Raw genomic sequence first — 20,666 nt, 5'->3', positions numbered from 1 at the left:
AAACGCCCGGTTACATTCCGAACCCGGAAGCTAAGCCTTACAGCGCCGATGGTACTGCAGGGGGGACCCTGTGGGAGAGTAGGACACCGCCGAACAAAAGTTGAGAAAGCCCCCGTGCCATTCGGCACGGGGGCTTTCTGCGTTTAGGGTCGGGTCATGCCCCACGATCTCGTGATCTTCGACAACGACGGCGTACTCGTCGACAGCGAGCCCATCTCGAACCGGCTCCTGGCCGCCTATCTCACCGAGCTGGGTCACCCGACGACGTACGAGGACTCCATCCGGGACTACATGGGGTCGGCGATGCACCGTGTGCACGATCTCGTTCGTGAGCGGACGGGGCAGCGGCTGCCGGACGACTTCGACGATGTCTTTCACGCCCGTGTCTTCGCCGAGTTCGAACGGGAGTTGAAGCCCGTGACCGGAGTCGTGGACGTCCTGGAGAAGCTGTGCGCCGACGGGGTTCCGTACTGCGTGGCGTCGTCCGGAAGCCATGAGCGGATCCGGGTGGGGCACCGTACGACCGGGCTCGACCGATGGTTCGACGACGCCCGGATCTTCAGCTCGCAGGACGTGGGGCGAGGGAAGCCGGCACCTGACCTCTTTCTGCACGCGGCCGAGCGGATGGGGTTCGCCCCCGAGCGGTGCGTGGTCGTCGAGGACAGTCCCCTCGGTGTGCGGGCCGCGGTGGCCGCGGGGATGGATGTCTACGGGTTCACCGCGATGACGCCCGCCGCCCGGCTCATAGGTGCCACCCGACTCTTCTCCGGCATGGGCGAGTTGCCCGACCTGCTGCTACGACCCCGCTCATGACCGGGCCACCGTGCCGGTACTGACATCTGTCATGCCGAGTTCCGGACGATCGTTCCTACTGGCGAACCCCTGCCTTCCGCGAACCTGAGGGCATGACGACGAACACGGTTGCCCAGCTCCGGAGCAAGAAGAACACCTTCGTGCCGCTGATCATGGACGTGGCGGTGCCGGTCGGGTCCTACTACCTGTTCAAGGACGGGTTCGGGACGAGCACCCTCATGGCGCTCGGGCTCAGCAGTGTCGTGCCTGCCGTGCGGTCCGCGAGCGGACCGTCAACGCCTTCGCCGCCCTCATCCTGTTCGTGAACGTCGTCGGTCTGCTGCTCAGCTTCGTCGCCGGCGACCCGCGGCTGATGCTCGCCAAGGACAGCGGGGTCAGCAGCGCCATCGGGATCGGGATCCTGGTCTCCGTGGCGCTCGGGAAGCCGATGATGACGGCCGGTATGAAGCCCTGGCTCGTCAAGGGCGACGAGGAGAAGGAGGCAGCCTGGGGACGGCTGCTGCTCGGGTCCCCTGCCTTCCGGCGGGCCGAGCGCGTCTTCTCCGTGGTGTGGGGCGTGGTCCTGCTCGGTGAGTGCGTGGTGCGGGTCGTGGGCGCGTACACGCTGCCGGTGGACACGATGGTCTGGCTCGGTAGCGTCATCCTGGCCGTCGCGATGACCCTCGGCTTTCTCGTCAGCGGTGCCCTCGCCGCCGGTCCCATGGCGCGGATGCTCGCCGCCGAGGTGAAGGCCCGCGCACGGACACTCGCCGTCGAGACCGAAGCGGGCGAGGCCCTAAGGGCCGCTCCCGCGGCCCTCCTCGCCCGGTAAAGCTGAAAAGAAATCATCTTCGGCCGGATCTATCCACCGGTATCCAGGGGCCCTACGCTCGCCGCCATGACGGATGTGCTGCGGCGCGGTAGGGCCTCCTTGGCGTTCGGCTTCTTCGCTCAAGGCGCCGCGTTCGCACTGCTGGTGACGCGGATTCCGGCCATCCAGGACAGGTACGGGGTCTCCGACGCGCTGCTGCCCGTGTTCCTCGCCGCGGTTCCGGTCCTCGCGGGTGTCGGCAGCGTGACCACCGAGCAGCTCGTCAAGCGGGTCCGGCCCAGTCGGCTGCTGCGCTGGTCACAGCCCGTGGTGCTGCTGGCCCTCCTCGGCGTCGGGTCCGGGGACCGGATGGCCGGGCTGGCGGTCGCGCTGGCCGCGTTCGGGCTGGCGGTGGGGGCGCTCGACGCGTCGATGAACATGCTGGGGGTGAGTCTTCAGCGGGTCTACGGGCGCAGCATCATGCTCGGTTTCCATGCCGCGTACAGCCTCGGCGGGATCGTCGGCGCCTCGCTGGCCTGGGTGGGTGCGCACTGGCATCTCGCGCTGTGGGTGTCGTATCTGCCCGTTGTCGCGGTGCTGTTGCCGGCCACCCTGCTGGGGAGCCGGTGGTATGTCGATGGCGACGGGCCGGCCGCGCAGAAGGAGCGGGACGGGGGTGGCGCCGTCGTCTTCCGGATGCTGCTGCCGCTGTGTCTGGTGATGACCTTCGCGTACATCGGGGACTCGACCGTCTCCAACTGGAGCGCCAAGTATCTTCAGGACACCCTCGGCAGCTCGGAGCAGCTGGCGACCGTGCCGTACAACGTCTACATGGTCACCACGCTGCTCGGGCGGTCGATCGGGGACTTCGGGGTGCGGCGGTTCGGGGCCGTGGCCGTCGTACGGCTCGGCACGCTGCTGGCGGTGCTCGGGTTCGCGGTGGTGGCGGGGGCGCCCGGGGCCTGGGCGGGGATGCTCGGGTTCACTCTGCTGGGCCTCGGGCTGTGCGTGCTCGTACCGCAGACGTTCGCGGCTGCCGGGCGGCTGTTCCCCGGGGCCTCGGACGCGGCGGTCGCGCGCCTCAACATCTTCAACTACGTGGGTTTTCTCATCGGCTCGCCTCTGGTGGGGGCGCTCGGAGACGCCTGGAGCTACCGCGGCGCCATGCTGGTCCCGATGGTGTTGGTCCTGGTGACGCTGGTGTACGCCCGCTCGTTCGCGCCCGCGGCGGACCGATACGGTGGCGGTCATGAGCGGCCGCGCACAGCTGATGTGGGACGAGGCAGTAACGGGCTATGACTTCGGCCCGGACCATCCGATGGATCCGGTCCGGCTCGCGCTGACCAGGAAACTGGTCGACGCCTTCGGGCTCGGAAAGGACATCGAGGTGGTCGGGGCCAAGCCCGCCGGCGACTCGACGCTCAGACTGGTGCACCGGGAGGACTACCTTCAGGCGGTGAAGGCCGCGTCCGCGGATCCGCGGTCGGCCGACGGGGCGTACGGGCTGGGGACCGTGGACGACCCCGCCTTCGCCGGGATGCACGAGGTGTCCGCCCTGATCGCCGGGCAGTCGGTCGGTGCTGCCGAGGCCGTGTGGCGCGGGGACGCCCTGCATGCCGTGAACTTCGCCGGGGGCCTGCATCACGCGATGCCGGGCGCGGCCTCCGGGTTCTGCATCTACAACGACGCCGCTCTCGCCATCGCCCGCCTGCTGGAGCTGGGCGCCGAGCGGATCGCGTACGTGGATGTCGACGTGCACCACGGGGACGGGGTGCAGGCCGCGTTCTGGGAGGACCCCCGGGTCCTCACGGTGTCGCTGCACGAGCATCCGCGGACCCTCTTCCCGCAGACCGGCTGGCCGCGGGAGACGGGTGCCGCGGGCGCCGAGGGCAGCGCGGTGAACGTCGCGCTGCCGGCCGGGACGGGTGACACGGGATGGGTGCGGGCCTTCCATGCCGTCGTTCCGGAGCTGATCGCCGACTTCCGGCCGCAGGTGCTGGTCACCCAGCACGGCGCCGACACCCACTTCGAGGACCCGCTCGCGCACCTCGCCGTGTCGCTGGACGCGCAGCGGGCGGTGCAGATGGCCTGCCACGATCTGGCTCATGAGTACGCCGAGGGGCGCTGGGTCGCGCTGGGCGGGGGCGGGTACGCGGTCGTGGAGGTCGTACCGCGCTCGTGGACGCATCTGGTCGCGGTCGCGGCGGGGCGGCCGATCGAGCCGGAGACCGTGATCCCGGAGAGCTGGCGGCAGGAGGTCTTCGCCCGTACGCGGCAGTTGGCGCCGGGCCGGATGACGGACGGCCGGTGGCCGGTGGGGTACGCGGACTGGGAGTCGGGGTACGACCCGGCGGACCGGGTGGACCAGGCGGTGCTCGCCACACGCAAGGCGGTGTTCCCGCTGCGCGGTCTGCTGCCGTAGTGGGCCGTCGCGCGGTGAGGTTCCGGACCCCGCAGCGGGGCGTGCCACGGGGTGGGCAGGGTCGCATGACGTGAGGGACATCGGAACGAACGGCTGTGACGGCCGAGACGGTTGTCTATCCGTGGTCGGGACTCGGTTCGGCGGCGTCGGTCGAGGTTGTTTGGGGTCTGGTGTGGAGGACTTCGCGGGCCTGTTCGGCGGCGCGGGTGATGCTTTCGCTGATGAAGTCGAGGAAGCGGGCGATGTTCTCCAGGCGCGTGGCGGCGGGGGTGTGGGGGCCGAGGATGGCGACGCCTTGGCGTGCGGTTTCGACGAGTCGGTCGTTGGATCGGGCGCCGGCGATCGTCGCCTGGTAGAAGAGTTCGTCGTCGACGACGTAGCGGTCGCGGCGGCGGTCGTCGCGTTCGCGGCGGACGAGGCTCTGGCTCTCCAAAAAGGCGATCGCTTTGGAGATGGACGCCGGGCTGACCTGGAGGCGCTGGGCGAGTTGGGACGCGGTGAGGCTGCCCGCGTCGGTGGTGAACAGGCAGGTCAGCACCCGGGCCGTCATCTTGGGCAGGCCCGAAGCCATGAGGACGGTGGTGAGTGTCTCCTCGTACTCGGCCACGGCCTCGGCGTCGCGTCCGTGCGGCTGGGGGACTGACTCCGCCCCTCGGGAGGAGGCGGGCCTGCGCCGGTGGGCGCGGCGTTCGGTGGCGCGGTGGGCCAGGTCGGCGCGGTAGGCGGTGGGGCCCCCGTTGCGCATCACCTCACGCGTGATCGTCGAGGTCGGACGGCCGAGGCGTCGGGCGATCTCGGCGTAGGGGAGGCTGTCGGTCAGCCCCAGCGCGATCTGCTGGCGTTCCTGCTGGGTGAGCCTGCCTCCCGGCATCGCGATCTCCTTGGTGATCCTTCGTGGTGGTTCCTGAGCCCCACCATAGCGTTCACTTTCCAGCCATTGCAATGGTCTGAGTAGTCGCCGTTGCGTTAGTGCCACAACCGTTGCAACAGTTTTTCGGCTCTCACCTGCGATAACATCAATGCTGTGCAACATAACCGTTGTCGCACCATGGAAAGCAACGTAGCGTTTCCGATGTCAGAAACAACGGACCAGCACGGGAGAGCACGATGCAGAAGTTCGACACCCACGCCCCGATCTCCGCCGTCCTGGACATCCCCGCCGGACGTGTCCAGTTCATCGCCGCAGACCGCGCCGACACCACCGTCGAGGTCCTGCCCGCCGATCCCTCCAAGAGCCGCGACACCAAGACCGCTGAGCAGACCACCGTCGCCTACGCCGACGGCGTCCTGCGGATCACGGCCTCGACCCCCGGCAACCAGCTCTCCGGTCCCTCCGGATCCCTGGAGGTCACCGTCCAGCTGCCCGCCGGCTCCCGCATCGAGGGGAAGGCCGCAGGCGCCGAGCTCCGCGGCGTCGGACGCCTCGGCGACCTCGCCTTCGAAGGCGGGTACCGCCAGATCAAGATCGACGAGGCCGCCAGCGTCCGCCTCACCGCGATCGACGGTGACGTCGAGGTCGGCCGGCTGGGCGGCCCCGCGGAGATCAGCACCGCAAGGGGTGACATCCGGATCGCCGAGGCCGTGCGCGGCACGGTCGTACTCCGCACCCAGTCCGGCGACATCTCGGTCGCCGCCGCCGCCGGCGTCTCGGCCGCCCTGGACGCCGGCACCGGCTACGGCCGCGTCAGCAACGCCCTCAAGAACGATGGCACCGCCGAACTCGACATCCGCGCCACCACCTCCCACGGCGACATCACCGCCCGCAGCCTCTGAAAGAGCAGAACCAGGACTGTCCGGCCGGGCCCACCGCGATCGAGATCCCGTCGATCGCCGACGGCCCGGCCGTCCGTCCCGAAGGCCTGAGATCCACGCGCAGGGCCGGGAGAAGTCGTACGAGACGCCTGACGCAACCAAGGGGAACACATGACTGAGAACGGCATTTCCTCGACCAGTTCGAAGTGGACCGGCATGGTGCCGGTCGACGATACGGCCCTGGCCGTGACCGACACCGGCGGTCCCGGTATCCCTGTGGTCTATCTCAATGGCCAGTTCGCCACTCAGGGGTACTGGCGGCGGGTCATCGCCGAACTGGGGGCGGGGTGGCGGCACATCACCTACGACGAGCGGGCTCGCGGCAGATCGAAGCGTTCCGCGGACTATTCCTTCGAGGCAGCCGTCCGGGACGTCGATGCCGTTCTCGCGGCCAGGGGTGTGGACCGGGCGCTGCTGGTGGGCTGGTCCTACGGAGCGGTCGTCGCGGCGCACTGGGCCGCCCGGAATCCGGAGCGCGCCCTGGGCGCGGTCCTGGTCGACGGCGCGTTCCCGCACGACTGGCTGGACGAGGCCATGGAGCAGCGGATCCGGAAGCTGTTTCGGCGGTTGGGCTGGTTCATGCCGCTGCTGCGCCCGACGGGCCTGACCCCGCGGATGACCGCCGAACAGCAGGCGAACAGCAACATCGAGCTCGGCAGGCTCTCCCGCGAACGCGAACTGGGCCCCGTGCTGGACGACATCACCGTCCCGGTGCGGTATGTGATCGCTTCGGGGACGTCCTTCGGGAGCCGCGGTGACGAGCAGGAACGGATACGCGCCAGCCTCGACGCGGTGACCGCCCGCAACCCGAACATCCAGATCAGCGCGAAGGTCGCCAGCAACCACGGTGCGATCCTCAAGAAGGACTTCCGGGCCGTAGCCGAGGGCGTACGCGACCTCGCCGCCCTCGACCGCGGGGGGCGCTGAAGACGGCCGGCGGCACCCCACACGTACCGGAATCCGTGCCGGCATGTTCCTCAAGGCCGGACTAGGCCGACTGTGGGGTATTTCCCGCATTCCGGTCATGCGGGGCAGGTACTTGGGCCAGCATGGCCGCGTGTTGAGCACCGGAGCGCTGCGTGCGCATCTGCTGGCCGCCCGGCTCGCCGGACCCGTGGCCACGTCGCGTGAGGAGAGCCTGCGCAGCTATCGGCTTTTCGCCGCGCGTGACCCCCGCGTATTGATCGGACTTGATCCGGAGTGGACTTGGGGTCAGCGAGATTTGATCGAGTTGATGGCGGACAAGTGCGGGGTCTCGGCCGATCCTCGCCACACCTCCGGCCATGACGTGATTGACCCGAATCGCACACTGCGGGCCCTCGACGCCTTCGCGGAGCGGGTCGGTAGGGCCGCCCGACGCGGGGAGGCGGTTTTGTTCGGCACCGGCCACCCGCACCGGCTGATCGGCTTCTACGCCGCCCTCGCCCATGCGTTGTCGGCGGCGGGATGTGTCGTTCTCACACCGGCGCAGGGTCGCTGTGTCGACATAACGACCCGGTTGGGCCTACGTACGTACAACCTTGATTACGTACAAGGAGTCGCCCTCATGCGGAAACCGGATCACGGACGAGCCGGTTGTGAGCCCGGCGCACACACGCACTCGCCGCTGCCGGTTCGTACCGTGCTGGCCGCCGCGGCGGAGGCCGGCGGACCGCTGCCCGACCTGGTGATCGGAGATCACGGCTGGGTCTGCGGAGCAGGTCAGCTGGGGTTCGAGGCGATCGGGCTGGCAGACACGGACGATCCCGCACTCTTCGTCGGCGAGGCGGAGGGGCAGGTGTCCGTCGTCGTTCCCCTTGATGACGCTGTGCGGTCCGATTACTACCGGCCGCTTACTCGCTATGTACTCAATCGAGCGTGTCTGTCACAGTAGGCCGCGGATGGCATCCCCTCTTCCCCACTTGCATCACCCGCACCTAGTCTGGGGAGTGAGCACGCAACGACGAAGAGTCACCGGAAGGGGAAGCCGGTGGCCGTCGAGTGCGGAAGGTTCAGGTGTGTCATGGCTGCAGCTGGCGAGAGGCCTCTGAACGAGGTTCAGTTCCTGACCGTGGCGGAAGTCGCCTCGGTGATGCGCGTGTCGAAGATGACCGTGTACCGGCTGGTGCACAGCGGTCATCTGCCGGCGATCCGGGTGGGGAGGTCCTTCCGGGTGCCGGAGCAAGCGGTTCACGAGTACCTCCGCGAGAGCTATGTGGGGGTGGAGACGGCCTGACGGCGTCCCGGCGGGGCCCGTTGGGGCCCGCCGGGTCACCTCGATTACGACCTCAGCGCTCGGGCGGGTAGGCTAGCCCCTCGTAGGTCGTATGGGCCCATGGCGCCCAGCACCGAGTGATGAGAAGTGAGCGAGGGTAGTCGTGGGCTCTGTTATCAAGAAGCGGCGCAAGCGGATGGCGAAGAAGAAGCACCGCAAGCTGCTCAAGCGCACTCGCGTTCAGCGTCGCAACAAGAAGTAAGGCGCGGCCCCGCGAGGGGCGCCCTTGCCTCTGTGCGCGAATGCGCGTCCGGCCCCCCACCACCGGTGGGGGGCCCTTGTCTTTTTCCGGACAGGTCAGGACTGTGCGTACGTCTGTGCGGCCGAATGGCTGGGTCTGGTCGTACGTACGGGGGTGTCGTCACTTCGTGCATCGGGCGGTCATCACAGCGCAACGTCGACCGGCTAAGTTGGCCGCACACGGGGAACGCGGCAGGCTGGGGACAGAGCTTCCGTCCGTGATCGGACGGGACGGGAAGAGAGGCGCTGATCTTGGGCAAGGTCGTGCTCGTGACCGGAGTGGCCCGCCGGCTCGGCGGCCGGTTCGTACGACGGATCCAGCGTGACCCGGAGGTCGATCGGGTGGTCGCGGTGGACGTGGTCCCGCCCGAGCACCATCTGGGCGGCGCCGACTTCGTGCGGGCCGACATCCGTCAGCCCACCATCGCCCGGGTGCTGGCCGAGCACTCCGTCGACACGGTCGTCCACATGGACGTGACCGGTACTCCGCTCGGCAGCGGCAGCCGGACCACGGTCAAGGAGACCAACGTCATCGGCACCATGCAGCTGCTCGGTGCCTGCCAGAAGTCCGCGACGGTCAAACGGCTCGTGGTGAAGTCCAGCACGAACGTGTACGGGTCGGCGCCCCGCGACCCGGCCGTCTTCACCGAGACGACCCCGCCCAAGTCCCTGCCGAGCGGGGGCTTCGCCAAGGACACCGTCGAGGTGGAGGGGTATGTACGGGGCTTCGCGCGGCGTCGTCCCGATGTGGCGGTCTGCGTGCTGCGCTTCGCCAACATCCTCGGTCCGAGCGCCGATTCGCCCCTCGCCTCCTACTTCTCGCTGCCGGTGCTGCCCACCGTCCTCGGCTACGACCCGCGGTTGCAGTTCGTGCACGAGGACGATGTGATCGAGGTGCTGCGGATCGGCTCGCACGAGCCGCAGCGCGGCACGCTCAACAGCGGCACGTTCAATGTGGCCGGAGACGGGGTCCTGCTGCTGTCACAGTGCGCGCGGCGCCTGGGCCGGCCCACCGTGCCCCTGCTGCTGCCCGCGGTCACCTGGGTCGGCTCCGCGATGCGCACTCTGGGCATGACGGACTTCTCGCCCGAACAGATCCGGCTGCTCACCCATGGCCGAGTGGTGGCGACGGACCAGATGCGCGAGACACTGGGATATGAGCCGAGGTACACGACCGCCGAGACGTTCGCGGACTTCGCGCGCAGCCGCGGGCCCGGCCTGGTGCCGCCGGAGGCCCTCGCGGGGGCCGTGGACCGGATCGCCGCACTGCCCGCACTGGGCGGTGGCCACCCCTCGACGCAGAGCGCCAACTGAGGAGCGCATCAACGATGGCGGACGCCAAGGTCATTCCGTTCGACGACGACCGGTCCCGCGGGGCTGCCGTGCAGCGGCCGCAGCGGCGCCGGAGCGCTGGAAGCCGGCGCAAGGGCGAGCCCGCGGCGGTCCGGGAGGTGCAGCCCCTGCCCGGCAGTCAGGTCCCGCAGGATGATGTTGCTGTGACGGGCGAGGAAGAGCCGCCGGACAGGCGCGAGGAAGGCGGCCTGGAGCGACGTGTGGCCGGGGGCCTGGCCTTTCTGCGTCGTCGGCTGACGGGCGATTACGAGATCGACGACTTCGGCTACGACGAGGAGCTCACCGACCAGGTCCTGATGTCGCTGCTGCGGCCGGTGTACGAGAAGTACTTCCGGGTCGACGTCAAGGGCATCGAGAACATTCCGTCGAAGGGCGGGGCGCTGCTCGTCGCCAACCACTCCGGCACGCTGCCGCTGGACGGCCTGATGATGCAGGTCGCCGTGCACGACAATCACCCGGCGAGCCGCCATCTGCGGCTCCTGGCGGCGGACCTGGTGTTCGTGCTTCCGGTGGTCAACGAACTGGCGCGCAAGCTCGGTCACACCCTCGCCTGCGCGGAGGACGCCGAACGGCTTCTCGCGCAGGGCGAGCTGGTGGGGGTCATGCCGGAGGGCTTCAAGGGCATCGGCAAGCCCTTCAGCGAGCGCTACAAGCTCCAGCGCTTCGGCCGTGGCGGTTTCGTCTCCACGGCTCTGCGTCAGGGGGTGCCGATCATCCCCTGCTCGATCGTCGGGGCCGAGGAGATCTACCCGATGATCGGCAACGCGAAGACCCTGGCCCGGCTGCTGGGGTTCCCGTATTTCCCGATCACCCCGACGTTCCCCTGGCTGGGGCCGCTGGGCGCGGTTCCGCTGCCGACGAAGTGGACGATCCAGTTCGGTGAGCCGATCCCGACGGAGGGCCATCCGCCGGAGGCCGCCGAGGACCCGATGCTGATGTTCAACCTGACGGATCAGGTCAGGGAGCAGATCCAGCACACGCTGTACAAGCTGCTGGTGCAGCGCAGGTCGGTGTTCTTCTGACGCCTCGTGTCCCGTACGGCGACGGGGGCGCCCTCCTTGTGGGGGCGCCCCCGTCGCCGTACGGGCCTTGGGCGCCCTATCTGTTCTCTCCGCTGTCGATGCCGAGTCCCGGCAGCAGCCCGGGGAGCAGCGGTGGCAGTGTCACGTTCGGTTCCGTCGAAGGGCTCTTGCTCGAGGACGGTGAACTGCTGGCGGAGTCCTTCGGCGGGTCCAGCAGGCCGCCTGTGCTGCCGCCGATCAGGCCGCCGTCGCCGCTCTGGGAGGCGGACGGTTCGGGTGTGCCGCTGCCGGGGCGGCTTCCGCTCGCGGAGCCGCCGGGGGTGCTGGGTGCCGCGCCGCCCGTTCCGGTGGAGCCGGTGGGAGTCGAGTCGGGGTCCTGGCGCTTGCCGGAGCCGCCCTGGGACGGGGGCTGCGGCAGCAGCGACTGGAGGGGGGCGACCTCTTGGTCTATGGCGTCGAACACCGACGAGACCTGCTGGCTGACGTCGCCGAGCTGCACCGGAAGCCGGTCGCGCAGGGTGCCCCAGGTCGCGCGGTGGGACTCCGAGAAGGCGGACAGGGCCTGGATGGGGGCGAGGGAGCCGTTCCTCTCGTATGCCTCGTGCAGCAGGCGGTGGCCCTCGGACGCGTCGTGCTGGACGCCGGACAGGGTGCGGCGGATCTCGCCGAGGGATTCGTGGTCGAGGTGGCCGACGCGGCCGCGCTCCATCAGCCGGCGGGCCTCGTTCAGCCGGGTGGAGGCCTGGTCGAGGTAGAGCTGCCCGCGCTCGTTCTCCCCGTCGGCCATGCCGAGTCTGACGTCCTCGATGCCGCGTTTGAGGCCGTAGAGGGAATCACCGGGCAGGGCGTCGGAACTGGCGGCGGCCACTCCTCCGAAGGAGGCCGCGGCCACGCCCACGCCGAGTCCGCCCGCGGCGAGGCCCTTGGTGAGCCGCGTACGCGGACGCAGCTTCGCCAGCGGGCGTGCCCGGTGGGCGCCCCGGGCCCGGTGTCCACGCTGCTCGGGCACGGAACGGTCCGCGGCCTCGCCTCCCGCGCCCTCCTGAAGCATGGCCTCCATCGCGGCTACGAGCCGCGCGCGCTGGACGACCTTGACCTCGGGGTCCAGTGCCGGCCTGGGCAGCTCGCCGAGGCCGGTCGCGAGGGCCAACAGGCGGGCGTGCTCGATCTGTTCCGCGGCAGCCGGGGCCGATCCGTCGGGCTGCCCGGCCGCCGTACCCCGGTCGTCGGACTGCTCCTCCAGGGCCTGGGCGAAGGCGTTCGCCCGCCGGTGCGCCGATACGTTCGCGATCACTGGCGGCACCTCCTCTCGTCATCACGGTCGACTCCCCAGGGGGTCCTGAGGGTTGCACACCCGGGCCGCATGCACACGATCGGGTGATCGGAGACGGTCAGGGGTGACCACAGGGAGCCTGTATCCCGCACAACGAGCGGCTCGGCACTTGGGTTACGGACGACGGATGATCGGACCGCGGACGCAACGAGCCTGCGCGGAACGTGAGTTGACCGTAGCCGTGCGTGTCCGGCGGGTGTGGCGGACGCGGTCGCGATGCGGCTCGGTGGAGGTGGGGAGATGGCCCGGCGGAGCGACGAGTCGGTGGGGGCGAGTCGGGGCCAGTCGGTGGGGGGACGGGCCGGTGGGGGCGAGTCGGTGGGGGCGGAGGGGCGGCCCGGCGGGTCTGTGGGGTCTTTGGGTCTGTGGTCCGCGGTCAGCGGGCGTCTTCGGGCAGGAGCCGGGCGAGGGTGCGCACGGCCCGGTACTGGAGGGTCTTGATCGCACCCTCGTTCTTGCCCATCACGCGGGCGGTCTCGGCCACGGAGAGCCCCTGGAGGAAGCGGAGCGTCACACACTCCTGCTGCTGGGGGTTGAGCCGTCGTACGGCGTCGAGCAGGGCGGCGTTGGAGAGGGACTCGAGGACGGAGTCCTCGGGGGAGCGCTCGACCTCGTTGGCGTCGAGCATCTCGCCGGTGGTGACCTCGAGCCGGAACCGACTCGATTTGAAGTGGTCGGCGACGAGGTTGCGGGCGATCGTGACAAGCCAGGCGCCGAAGTCGCGCCCCTGCCAGGTGAAGGTGCCGATCCGCCGCAGCGCGCGCAGAAAGGTCTCGCTGGTGAGGTCCTCGGCGGTCGCCTTGCCTCCCACCCGGTAGTAGATGTAGCGATACACGGTGTCGCTGTACTGGTCGTACAGGCGCCCGAAGGCCTCGGCCTCGCCGGCCTGGGCGCGCTCCACGAGGTCCATCATGCGGGCGCTGTCACTGTCCGCAGCCGGACGGCGTGCGGGGGCTGCCGGGCCGGAACGGCCCCGTCTGCCGCCGACCGCGGCGCTGCCGTCGGCCAGTGCGTAGCACGGGCCGACGGGGGCGGCGGTGGCGAAGGCGGGGACGGCGTACGCGGTGGGGACGAAGCCGCGCAACAGGTCATGGACCGTCGCGCGCAGCGTAGCCAGGCCCGAGGCGTCAACCCCGACGTGTGGGTACACGGGACTCCCAGAGGCAGAGCTTCCATCACGTGCAGTACGGGACCGTTCACCCGTCGTAGCGACGGAGGGGTACCGGTTTGCGTCTGAGGAGAATAACGCTTAGTACAGGCAGCGCTACACCCAGTTGCTCAAATCATCGATTACGTCGCTTCTGTAACCGATTGACGTTCACTCAAGTGCCGCATAGCGACCGTTTGTTGAGCGAATGAGTTCGTCTTCGGCTGAGTGCGGGGCGTGTTGTGCCCGGGTGTGCAAGGGGGGAGTGGTGGGGAGGGGTGTGGGGTAGAACACGGCGAATGCGGGTGTCCTCCGGCGCCGGACCGGTCCGGGCGCGCCTGCGGCCGAGGCCGGACCGCCGGGCCTGCGGATGGGCGTCACAGAGCGTGACGGCGCCCCCGTTCGGTGGCCCGGTGGTGGCCGTGGTTCAGCGGCGGCGGCGGTGCAGCGCGATGGCCGCTGCCGTGCCGCCCGCCACCGCGCCCACGCCGGCCGCCGCCGGGAGGCCGACCTTGGCGGCCTTGCGGGCCGTGCGGTAGTCACGCAGGCGCCAGTCCTGGGCGCGGGCGTGCTTGCGGAGCTTCGTGTCCGGGTTGATCGCGTAGGGGTGACCCACCAGCGACAGCATCGGGATGTCGTTGTGGGAGTCGCTGTACGCCGCGCAGCGGGACAGGTCCAGGCCCTCCGCCGCCGCCAGTGCGCGGACCGCCTCCGCCTTGGCCGGGCCGTGCAGGGGCTCGCCCACCAGACGGCCCGTGTAGACGCCGTCGATGGACTCCGCCACCGTGCCCAGCGCGCCGGTCAGGCCCAGCCTGCGGGCGATCACCGTGGCGATCTCCACCGGTGCCGCCGTGACCAGCCAGACCTTCTGCCCCGCGTCCAGGTGCGCCTGCGCCAGCGCCCGCGTACCCGGCCAGATCCGCTCGGCCATGTACTCGTCGTAGATCTCCTCGCCGATCGACATCAGCTCGGAGACACGGTGGCCCTTCACGATCGACAGTGCCGAGTCGCGGGCGTCCTGCATGTGCTCGGGATCCTCCACCCCGGCCAGCCGGAACCACGCCTGCTGCCAGGCGAACTTCGCCAGGTCGCGCGTCTCGAAGAACTTCCGCTTGTACAGGCCCCGTCCGAAGTGGAACAGCGCGGCGCCCTGCATCACCGTGTTGTCCAGGTCGAAGAACGCCGCGGCCTTCTCATCCCCGAGGACCGGGAATTCCGGTTCCTGCGTGGGGACGTCCTGGACGACGGCGTCCTGCGAGGACTTGCGCGCTGCCTCCGCCGAGGCCTCGCCTGCCAACACGCTCCGCGCCGTGGCGGAGCGCCTACGGGGAGTGAGCCATCCGAGAGCGGCCATGACGCGAGCATAGCCAGTTTGTTCGGTGGTTCCGGAGTCGAGAGGTTGGAAGGCTGTGAACTCTCCGCGACCGCGCCGTTAAAGAAGTGGGCCGCCCGGCGTGGCGAGGGGGCCGCAGGCCGGGGGCCGCACTCGGAGCTCCGAACGAAATGGGCGCCCGCCGCGAGCTGATCGGACTCCGATTTGGTTCGGGGCTCTTGCGGCCGTCGGCTCGCGGCGGCGCCTTCCGGGGAGAAAATGGCCGACATGAGTCCCATCTTTCGGCGGAAGAACGCCCAGGGCCGCGATCCGCAGGACCGCCTCGTCACCCTCATCCGCAAGCCGGGCTGCCATCTGTGTGACGACGCGCAGGCCGTCGTCGAGAAGGTCTGCGGCGAACTCGCGGTGCCCTGGGAGCAGAAGGACATCACCGAGGACGCGGAGCTGCACCGCCGGTACTGGGAGCAGATCCCGGTCGTGCTGGTCGACGGCGCTCAGCACACGTTCTGGCGGGTGAACGAGGAGCGTCTGCGCAAGGCCCTCACCACGACTGACTGAGCAGTCCAAATGGCCCGGAGAGTCACATAGGATCGACGGCGATCGGTCTCGGGGGCGTGGAATGTCGAGGAGAGTGGGCGACTTTGCCCCCAGGAGAAAAGGAACGGCGGTGTCCGTGCGCCGGTTCCCTGCCGGCGCGCCGGAGGCGCGTGACCCCGGTCACGTTGGCCGGACAAATCGGACACCATCTTTGTGCACGCGTTCACAAAGACATAGCCTGCATTCGACGGGGCGGTCTGGGGACGTGTGACCGCCTGCAGCCCCGCTCTACCCGCAGGAGCACCGTGGCAACTGGCCGAACTCACCGACCGGCGACCCGCAGCCGAGGAATTCCCGAGGCCACCGTCGCCCGGCTTCCGCTGTACCTCCGAGCCCTGACCGCACTGTCGGAGCGCTCGGTACCCACCGTCTCCTCCGAGGAGCTGGCCGCCGCCGCGGGAGTCAACTCCGCGAAGCTGCGCAAGGACTTCTCCTACCTCGGCTCCTACGGCACCCGGGGTGTGGGCTACGACGTCGAGTATCTCGTGTACCAGATCTCCCGTGAGCTGGGCCTGACGCAGGACTGGCCGGTTGTGATCGTCGGTATCGGTAACCTCGGCGCGGCGCTGGCCAACTACGGCGGGTTCGCGTCCCGGGGCTTCCGGGTCGCCGCGCTCATCGACGCCGACCCGGCGATGGCCGGGAAGCCCGTCGCCGGCATCCCGGTCCAGCACACCGACGACCTGGAGAAGATCATCCAGGACAACGGGGTCTCCATCGGCGTCATCGCCACCCCCGCGGGCGCCGCCCAGCAGGTCTGCGACCGGCTCGTGGGCGCGGGCGTGACCTCCATCCTGAACTTCGCGCCGACCGTGCTGTCCGTCCCGGACGGCGTCGACGTGCGCAAGGTGGACCTCTCCATCGAGCTCCAGATCCTCGCCTTCCACGAGCAGCGCAAGGCCGGCGAGGAAGCCATGGAGGCCATGGCCGAGGGCCTGCCGGCCGCGGCCACGACCAAGGGGTCCGCCGACCAGGGGCCTGACGGGGACATCCCCGCCGTGATGCCGGCATGAGTCTCCTCGTCGTCGGGCTGAGCCACCGCAGCGCTCCGGTCAGCGTCCTGGAGCGGGCCGCGCTGACCGCGGACGCCCAGTCCAAGCTGCTCCAGGACACGGTCGCCGCCGAGCCGGCCGCCGAGGCCGCGGTGCTCGCCACCTGCAACCGCATCGAGCTGTACGCCGACGTGGACAAGTTCCACGCGGGCGTCGCCGAGCTGTCCACCCTCCTCGCCCAGCACAGCGGGGTCGGCCTGGACGAGCTGACCCCCTACCTCTACGTGCACTACGAGGACCGGGCCGTCCACCACCTGTTCTCGGTGGCCTGCGGTCTGGACTCGATGGTCGTCGGCGAGGGCCAGATCCTCGGCCAGATCAAGGACTCCCTGGCCACCTCGCAGGAGCTGCACACGGCCGGACGGCTGCTGAACGACCTGTTCCAGCAGTCGCTGCGGGTCGGCAAGCGCGCCCACTCCGAGACGGGCATCGACCGGGCCGGGCAGTCGCTGGTGACCTTCGGCCTGGAGCAGCTGGCGGCCGGTACGCCGGTCGGGACCTGGGCCGCGGGCAAGCGCGCCCTGGTGATCGGCGCCGGGTCCATGTCCTCGCTGGCCGCCGCGACCCTCGCGCGCGCCGGGGTCGCCGAGGTCGTCATCGCCAACCGCACCCTGGAGCGCGCCGAGCGCCTCGCGCGGATCCTGACGGAGGCGGAGGACACCGACGTGGTGGCCCGTGCGGTGCCGATGGAGTCGGTTCCGGGCGAGCTGACACGTGCCGACGTCGCGGTGTCCTGCACCGGCGCGACCGGCCTGGTGCTGACGGCCCAGGCGGTCGCCCAGGCCCTCGAGGGACGCGTGGAGGGCCCCTTGGCTCCGCCGCTCCCCAAGCCCGCGAGCTCCGAGTCCCGCCGCACGGGCGGCGCCGAGTCCCCTCGTACCGGCGGTCCGGCCGCCGTGCGCGACGGTCTCGTGCCCACCGGCCCCGGCGCCGGGGACGACGGCTGCCCGCTGGATTTGCCTGCCGTGCAGGCCACCGCCGGCTTCTCCGTGCTCGGAGAGGCGGCCGTGGCCGGGATGGGCGCCGCCGAGCTGGAGCAGCACGCGGCGTGGGTGGACAAGGGCGCCGAGGAGCGCACCGTCCGCCCGGCCGGCGGTGTCGTACTGGACCCCGAGGCCGAGACCGAGGTCATCACGGCGCTCGCCGCGACCGTGGCCACCGTCGGCCGTATCCCCGAGCGCCGCCGCCCCGAGGTGGTCGTGCCGGCCCCCCGCCCCGAGCCCGTCCTCTCGCTCCTCGACCTGGCGATGCCGAGGGATGTCGACGCCGCCGTGCACCGGCTGCCCGGCGTGCGGCTCGTCGACATCGAGTCCCTCGCGGAGGCGTCCGCGGACGCGCCCATGGCGGCCGACGTCGACCAGGTGCGGGGGATCGTCTCCGACGAGGTCGCCGCGTTCGGCGCCGCCCAGCGCGCCGCGCACATCACGCCGACCGTGGTGGCGCTGCGCTCCATGGCCGCCGACGTGGTCGCGAACGAGATCGCGCGCCTGGAGGGGCGGCTGCCGGGGCTGGACGACAAGCACCGGGCGGAGATCACACAGACCGTGCGGCGTGTCGTCGACAAGCTGCTGCACGCGCCGACCGTACGGGTCAAGGAGCTGGCCGCCGAGCCCGGCGGCGCCGGGTACGCGGACGCGCTGCGCACCCTGTTCGACCTGGACCCCGAGACGGTCGCCTCCGTCTCCCGGGCCGAGGACGCCGAGAACACCGAGAACCGAGGGCGAGCATGAGTGAGCCACGTCAACAAGGGACGCTGAGGCTCGGGACCAGACGCAGCAAGCTGGCCATGGCCCAGTCCGGGCTGGTCGCGGACGCCGTGCGTCGCGTGACGGGACGGCCCGTGGAACTCGTGGAGATCACGACGTACGGCGATGTCTCGCGTGAGCACCTCGCCCAGATCGGCGGCACCGGTGTGTTCGTGACGGCGCTGCGCGACGCGCTGCTGCGCGGCGAGGTCGACTTCGCGGTGCACTCGCTGAAGGACCTGCCGACCGCGCAGCCCGAGGACCTGGTGCTGGCCGCCGTGCCCGAGCGCGAGGACCCACGGGACGTGATCGTGGCGCGGGACGCCCTGAAGTTCGCCGACCTGCCCCGCGGCGCCCGCATAGGCACCGGTGCCCCGCGCCGTATGGCACAGCTGAACGCGTATGCGCGCAGCCACGGCCTCGACATCGAGACGGTCCCGATCCGGGGCAACGTCGACACCCGGATCGGATACGTCCGGGGCGGTGAGCTGGACGCCGTGGTTCTCGCGGCGGCCGGGCTGAACCGCATCGGCCGGATCGACGAAGTGACCGACTTCCTGTCGGTCGACACGGTTTTGCCCGCCCCCGGCCAGGGGGCCCTGGCGATCGAGTGCACCGCGGACAACGCGGACCTGATCGCCGTGCTCGCGCAGCTCGACGACCCCTTCACCCGGGCCGCCGTGACCGCCGAGCGGTCCCTGCTCGCCGCCCTGGAGGCCGGCTGCAGTGCCCCTGTGGGCGCGCTGGCCGACCTTCCCCCACTCTCGGCTCCGCTCGAGCGGGGGGACCCCCAGGCCGACGGGCAGATTGTCAAGGAAATGCGCCTGCGCGGCGTCGTCGGCACGGCCGACGGCCACACGCTGGTGCAGCTGTCCACCACCGGTCCCGTGCCCGAGACGCACGACCAGGCAATGGCGCTCGGTCGCGAACTCGCAGCCGAGATGCTTGCCAAGGGCGCGGCCGGTCTGATGGGGGAGCGAGCACATTGAGCCCCACCACCCTTCCCGCCGGCCTTGACCACGGGCACGTCACCTTCCTGGGTGCCGGACCCGGGGATCCGGGACTTCTCACACTGCGCGCCGTGGAGGCGCTGGCGAACGCGGACGTCCTCGTCGGCGAGCACGAGGTGCTCGACGTGGTGCGCACGCACGCCAGAGCGGGCGTCGCGGTCCTGGACACGGGTCCGGACCCCTCCGCGGGTGCGTATCCGGGCACGGGCGCGCCTCACCCAGCGGTCGCTGACGGCGAGTCAACAGCCGCTGATGTCCCTGCGTTGAGGGATACCGCACATCTTGTCATGGAGGCTGCGCGGGGCGGCAAGCGGGTCGTCCGTGCGGTGACCGGGGACCCCGGTCTCGACGCGTACGCGGCCGAGGAGATGCTGGTGTGCGCCGCCGCGGGCGTTCCGTTCGAGGTCGTGCCCGGTATCGCGACCGCCGTGGGTGTGCCCGCGTACGCGGGTGTGCCGCTGCGGGACGCGCAGGGCGCGGACGTACGGTTCGTGGACGCGCGGACCGCCTCGGACCGCTGCTGGACCGAGGTCGGCGCGTCCGACGGCACCGTCGTGGTCTCCACGACGCTGGACTCGGTGGCGGCGGCCGCCGGGGAGCTGGTGGCCGCGGGCCGCAAGCCGGACACCCCTCTGACGGTGACCGTCGCCGGTACGACGACGAGGCAGCGCACCTGGACGGCGACGCTCGGCTCGATCGCGCAGACGCTGAAGCAGGCGAAGGTCCTGCCGTCCCCCGAGGGCGGGCGGCCGGTCATAGCCGTGGTCGGTGAGCGTTCCGCCGCCGCCCAGCGCGACCAGCTGTCCTGGTTCGAGAACAAGCCGCTGTTCGGCTGGAAGGTGCTCGTCCCGCGGACGAAGGAGCAGGCGGCCTCGCTCTCCGACCAACTGCGCTCGTACGGGGCCGTGCCGCACGAGGTGCCGACGATCGCCGTCGAGCCGCCGCGCACGCCCCAGCAGATGGAGCGGGCGGTCAAGGGCCTGGTGACGGGCCGTTACGAGTGGATCGCGTTCACGTCGGTCAACGCGGTGAAGGCGGTCCGGGAGAAGTTCGAGGAGTACGGCCTCGACGCGCGGGCCTTCGCGGGCATCAAGGTGGCCGCGGTGGGCGAGCAGACGGCGAAGGCGCTGGTCGCCTTCGGTGTGAAGCCGGACCTGGTGCCGAGCGGGGAGCAGTCCGCCGCCGGTCTTCTGGAGGACTGGCCGCCGTACGACCCGGTCTTCGACCCGATCGACCGGGTGTTCCTCCCGCGCGCCGACATCGCCACGGAGACCCTGGTGGCGGGCCTGATCGAGCTGGGCTGGGAGGTCGACGACGTCACGGCGTACCGGACGGTCCGGGCCTCGCCGCCGCCGGCCGAGACCCGCGAGGCGATCAAGGGCGGCGGCTTCGACGCGGTCCTGTTCACGTCGTCCTCGACGGTCCGGAACCTGGTGGGCATCGCGGGCAAGCCGCACAACGTGACGGTGATCGCGTGCATCGGCCCCGCCACCGCGAAGACGGCGGAGGAGCACGGGCTGCGGGTGGATGTGATGGCCCCGGAGCCGTCGGTCCACAAGCTGGCGGAGGCCCTGGCGGACTTCGGCCTCAAGCGCCGCGCCGCCGCGCTCGAGGCCGGGGATCCGGTGACGCGGCCCAGCGAGCGGCGGCCGGGCGCCCGCCGCCGCCGTACCACCTGAAGGGTGTCGGGGACCCCCTGAGGCGGGCAGCGTCCTCAGGGGCTCGGCCGGGAACGCTCCAACG

The 20,666-nt window shown here is 70.6% G+C and carries 18 protein-coding genes, 1 rRNA gene and 3 pseudogenes; 17 read left to right on the top strand and 5 right to left on the bottom strand.

Features of this window, described 5'->3' with window-relative positions; genetic code table 11:
* The 5 genes and pseudogenes from rrf to ABZ823_RS26360 form a co-directional block, all read left to right on the top strand.
* Window positions 1-95: ribosomal RNA gene (gene rrf, locus ABZ823_RS26380) — 5S ribosomal RNA — on the top strand; the annotation flags it as partial.
* A 61-nt stretch (window positions 96-156) separates the two neighbouring features.
* A complete protein-coding gene (locus ABZ823_RS26375) occupies window positions 157-813 on the top strand; it encodes an HAD family hydrolase (RefSeq protein ID WP_361665224.1) in 657 nt (218 codons plus the stop codon).
* Between the two features lie 92 nt (window positions 814-905).
* Window positions 906-1,624 (top strand): annotated as a pseudogene (locus tag ABZ823_RS26370) (VC0807 family protein).
* Window positions 1,625-1,690: 66 nt separating this feature from the next.
* Window positions 1,691-2,902 (top strand): MFS transporter, encoded by a 1,212-nt coding sequence (locus ABZ823_RS26365; protein WP_361665221.1) that lies wholly within the window; start codon window positions 1,691-1,693, stop codon window positions 2,900-2,902.
* Complete coding sequence (locus tag ABZ823_RS26360) at window positions 2,853-4,025, top strand: acetoin utilization protein AcuC (protein ID WP_361665219.1); 1,173 nt, start codon at window positions 2,853-2,855, stop codon at window positions 4,023-4,025. Before ABZ823_RS26365 ends, ABZ823_RS26360 begins: the two co-directional genes overlap by 50 nt.
* 115 nt (window positions 4,026-4,140) lie before the next feature.
* Here ABZ823_RS26360 and ABZ823_RS26355 read toward each other — a convergent pair.
* Together ABZ823_RS26355 and ABZ823_RS26350 are read right to left on the bottom strand one after the other, a co-directional pair.
* Window positions 4,141-4,554 (bottom strand): annotated as a pseudogene (locus ABZ823_RS26355) (MarR family transcriptional regulator); the annotation flags it as partial.
* A gap of 135 nt (window positions 4,555-4,689) precedes the next feature.
* Window positions 4,690-4,896: pseudogene (locus tag ABZ823_RS26350) on the bottom strand (helix-turn-helix domain-containing protein); the annotation flags it as partial.
* Between the two features lie 236 nt (window positions 4,897-5,132).
* Between ABZ823_RS26350 and ABZ823_RS26345 the strand changes: the two are divergent.
* From ABZ823_RS26345 to ABZ823_RS26315, 7 genes are all read left to right on the top strand, one after another.
* The gene (locus ABZ823_RS26345; RefSeq protein ID WP_361665216.1) at window positions 5,133-5,798 is read left to right on the top strand and encodes a DUF4097 family beta strand repeat-containing protein; all 666 of its coding nucleotides are present in this window, start codon (window positions 5,133-5,135) and stop codon (window positions 5,796-5,798) included.
* Window positions 5,799-5,948: 150 nt separating this feature from the next.
* Complete coding sequence (locus ABZ823_RS26340) at window positions 5,949-6,764, top strand: alpha/beta hydrolase (protein ID WP_361665213.1); 816 nt, start codon at window positions 5,949-5,951, stop codon at window positions 6,762-6,764.
* Between the two features lie 130 nt (window positions 6,765-6,894).
* Window positions 6,895-7,710 carry a phosphatase gene (locus ABZ823_RS26335; protein WP_361665240.1) on the top strand — a complete coding sequence of 272 codons (816 nt, stop codon included), beginning with the start codon at window positions 6,895-6,897 and terminating at the stop codon, window positions 7,708-7,710.
* A gap of 129 nt (window positions 7,711-7,839) precedes the next feature.
* On the top strand, window positions 7,840-8,052 hold the full coding sequence (locus tag ABZ823_RS26330) for a helix-turn-helix domain-containing protein (RefSeq protein ID WP_004984898.1): 213 nt from the start codon (window positions 7,840-7,842) through the stop codon (window positions 8,050-8,052).
* A 142-nt stretch (window positions 8,053-8,194) separates the two neighbouring features.
* Complete coding sequence (locus tag ABZ823_RS26325) at window positions 8,195-8,293, top strand: AURKAIP1/COX24 domain-containing protein (protein ID WP_003948845.1); 99 nt, start codon at window positions 8,195-8,197, stop codon at window positions 8,291-8,293.
* Window positions 8,294-8,583: 290 nt separating this feature from the next.
* Window positions 8,584-9,645 (top strand): NAD-dependent epimerase/dehydratase family protein, encoded by a 1,062-nt coding sequence (locus ABZ823_RS26320; protein WP_361665209.1) that lies wholly within the window; start codon window positions 8,584-8,586, stop codon window positions 9,643-9,645.
* Between the two features lie 14 nt (window positions 9,646-9,659).
* The gene (locus ABZ823_RS26315) at window positions 9,660-10,706 is read left to right on the top strand and encodes a lysophospholipid acyltransferase family protein (protein WP_361665206.1); all 1,047 of its coding nucleotides are present in this window, start codon (window positions 9,660-9,662) and stop codon (window positions 10,704-10,706) included.
* Window positions 10,707-10,782: 76 nt separating this feature from the next.
* On the opposite strand, the gene ABZ823_RS26310 is transcribed toward ABZ823_RS26315, so the two are convergent.
* The 3 genes from ABZ823_RS26310 to ABZ823_RS26300 all read right to left on the bottom strand — a co-directional run bounded on the left by ABZ823_RS26310 (window position 10,783) and on the right by ABZ823_RS26300 (window position 14,540).
* Entirely contained in the window at window positions 10,783-12,000 is a 1,218-nt protein-coding gene (locus tag ABZ823_RS26310; RefSeq protein ID WP_361665204.1) for a DUF5667 domain-containing protein, read from the bottom strand.
* Window positions 12,001-12,415: 415 nt separating this feature from the next.
* Complete coding sequence (locus ABZ823_RS26305) at window positions 12,416-13,189, bottom strand: ECF subfamily RNA polymerase sigma factor, BldN family (RefSeq protein ID WP_361665201.1); 774 nt, start codon at window positions 13,187-13,189, stop codon at window positions 12,416-12,418.
* Window positions 13,190-13,613: 424 nt separating this feature from the next.
* Window positions 13,614-14,540, bottom strand: a complete 927-nt coding sequence (locus tag ABZ823_RS26300; RefSeq protein ID WP_361665198.1) for an HAD-IB family hydrolase — start codon at window positions 14,538-14,540, stop codon at window positions 13,614-13,616.
* A 237-nt stretch (window positions 14,541-14,777) separates the two neighbouring features.
* On the opposite strand from ABZ823_RS26300, the gene ABZ823_RS26295 reads away from it, so the two are divergent.
* The 5 genes from ABZ823_RS26295 to ABZ823_RS26275 all read left to right on the top strand — a co-directional run bounded on the left by ABZ823_RS26295 (window position 14,778) and on the right by ABZ823_RS26275 (window position 20,602).
* Window positions 14,778-15,077 carry a glutaredoxin family protein gene (locus ABZ823_RS26295; RefSeq protein WP_361665195.1) on the top strand — a complete coding sequence of 100 codons (300 nt, stop codon included), beginning with the start codon at window positions 14,778-14,780 and terminating at the stop codon, window positions 15,075-15,077.
* A gap of 284 nt (window positions 15,078-15,361) precedes the next feature.
* Window positions 15,362-16,129, top strand: a complete 768-nt coding sequence (locus tag ABZ823_RS26290) for a redox-sensing transcriptional repressor Rex (RefSeq protein ID WP_361665192.1) — start codon at window positions 15,362-15,364, stop codon at window positions 16,127-16,129.
* On the top strand, window positions 16,126-17,898 hold the full coding sequence (locus ABZ823_RS26285) for a glutamyl-tRNA reductase (protein ID WP_361665189.1): 1,773 nt from the start codon (window positions 16,126-16,128) through the stop codon (window positions 17,896-17,898). The genes ABZ823_RS26290 and ABZ823_RS26285 overlap by 4 nt, the downstream gene beginning before the upstream one ends.
* Window positions 17,895-18,902: a hydroxymethylbilane synthase gene (gene hemC / locus ABZ823_RS26280; protein WP_361665186.1), complete on the top strand. Its 1,008-nt coding sequence runs from the start codon at window positions 17,895-17,897 to the stop codon at window positions 18,900-18,902. Before ABZ823_RS26285 ends, hemC begins: the two co-directional genes overlap by 4 nt.
* Complete coding sequence (locus tag ABZ823_RS26275; RefSeq protein ID WP_361665183.1) at window positions 18,899-20,602, top strand: uroporphyrinogen-III synthase; 1,704 nt, start codon at window positions 18,899-18,901, stop codon at window positions 20,600-20,602. Before hemC ends, ABZ823_RS26275 begins: the two co-directional genes overlap by 4 nt.
* Window positions 20,603-20,666: the final 64 nt, after the last annotated feature.

Source organism: Streptomyces sp. NPDC047079, assembly GCF_040643755.1.
Classification (GTDB): Bacteria; Actinomycetota; Actinomycetes; order Streptomycetales; family Streptomycetaceae; genus Streptomyces.
Note: the sequence above shows the minus strand (reverse complement) of the source record. Positions and strands in the feature narration are given on the sequence as shown.

Coding starts and splice junctions, on each gene's coding strand:
- ABZ823_RS26375 (WP_361665224.1), top strand. CDS start 157: ATGCCCCACGATCTCGTGATCTTCGACAACGACGGCGTACTCGTCGAC.
- ABZ823_RS26365 (WP_361665221.1), top strand. CDS start 1,691: ATGACGGATGTGCTGCGGCGCGGTAGGGCCTCCTTGGCGTTCGGCTTC.
- ABZ823_RS26360 (WP_361665219.1), top strand. CDS start 2,853: ATGAGCGGCCGCGCACAGCTGATGTGGGACGAGGCAGTAACGGGCTAT.
- ABZ823_RS26345 (WP_361665216.1), top strand. CDS start 5,133: ATGCAGAAGTTCGACACCCACGCCCCGATCTCCGCCGTCCTGGACATC.
- ABZ823_RS26340 (WP_361665213.1), top strand. CDS start 5,949: ATGACTGAGAACGGCATTTCCTCGACCAGTTCGAAGTGGACCGGCATG.
- ABZ823_RS26330 (WP_004984898.1), top strand. CDS start 7,840: ATGGCTGCAGCTGGCGAGAGGCCTCTGAACGAGGTTCAGTTCCTGACC.
- ABZ823_RS26315 (WP_361665206.1), top strand. CDS start 9,660: ATGGCGGACGCCAAGGTCATTCCGTTCGACGACGACCGGTCCCGCGGG.
- ABZ823_RS26300 (WP_361665198.1), bottom strand. CDS start 14,540: ATGGCCGCTCTCGGATGGCTCACTCCCCGTAGGCGCTCCGCCACGGCG.
- ABZ823_RS26295 (WP_361665195.1), top strand. CDS start 14,778: ATGGCCGACATGAGTCCCATCTTTCGGCGGAAGAACGCCCAGGGCCGC.
- ABZ823_RS26285 (WP_361665189.1), top strand. CDS start 16,126: ATGAGTCTCCTCGTCGTCGGGCTGAGCCACCGCAGCGCTCCGGTCAGC.
- hemC (WP_361665186.1), top strand. CDS start 17,895: ATGAGTGAGCCACGTCAACAAGGGACGCTGAGGCTCGGGACCAGACGC.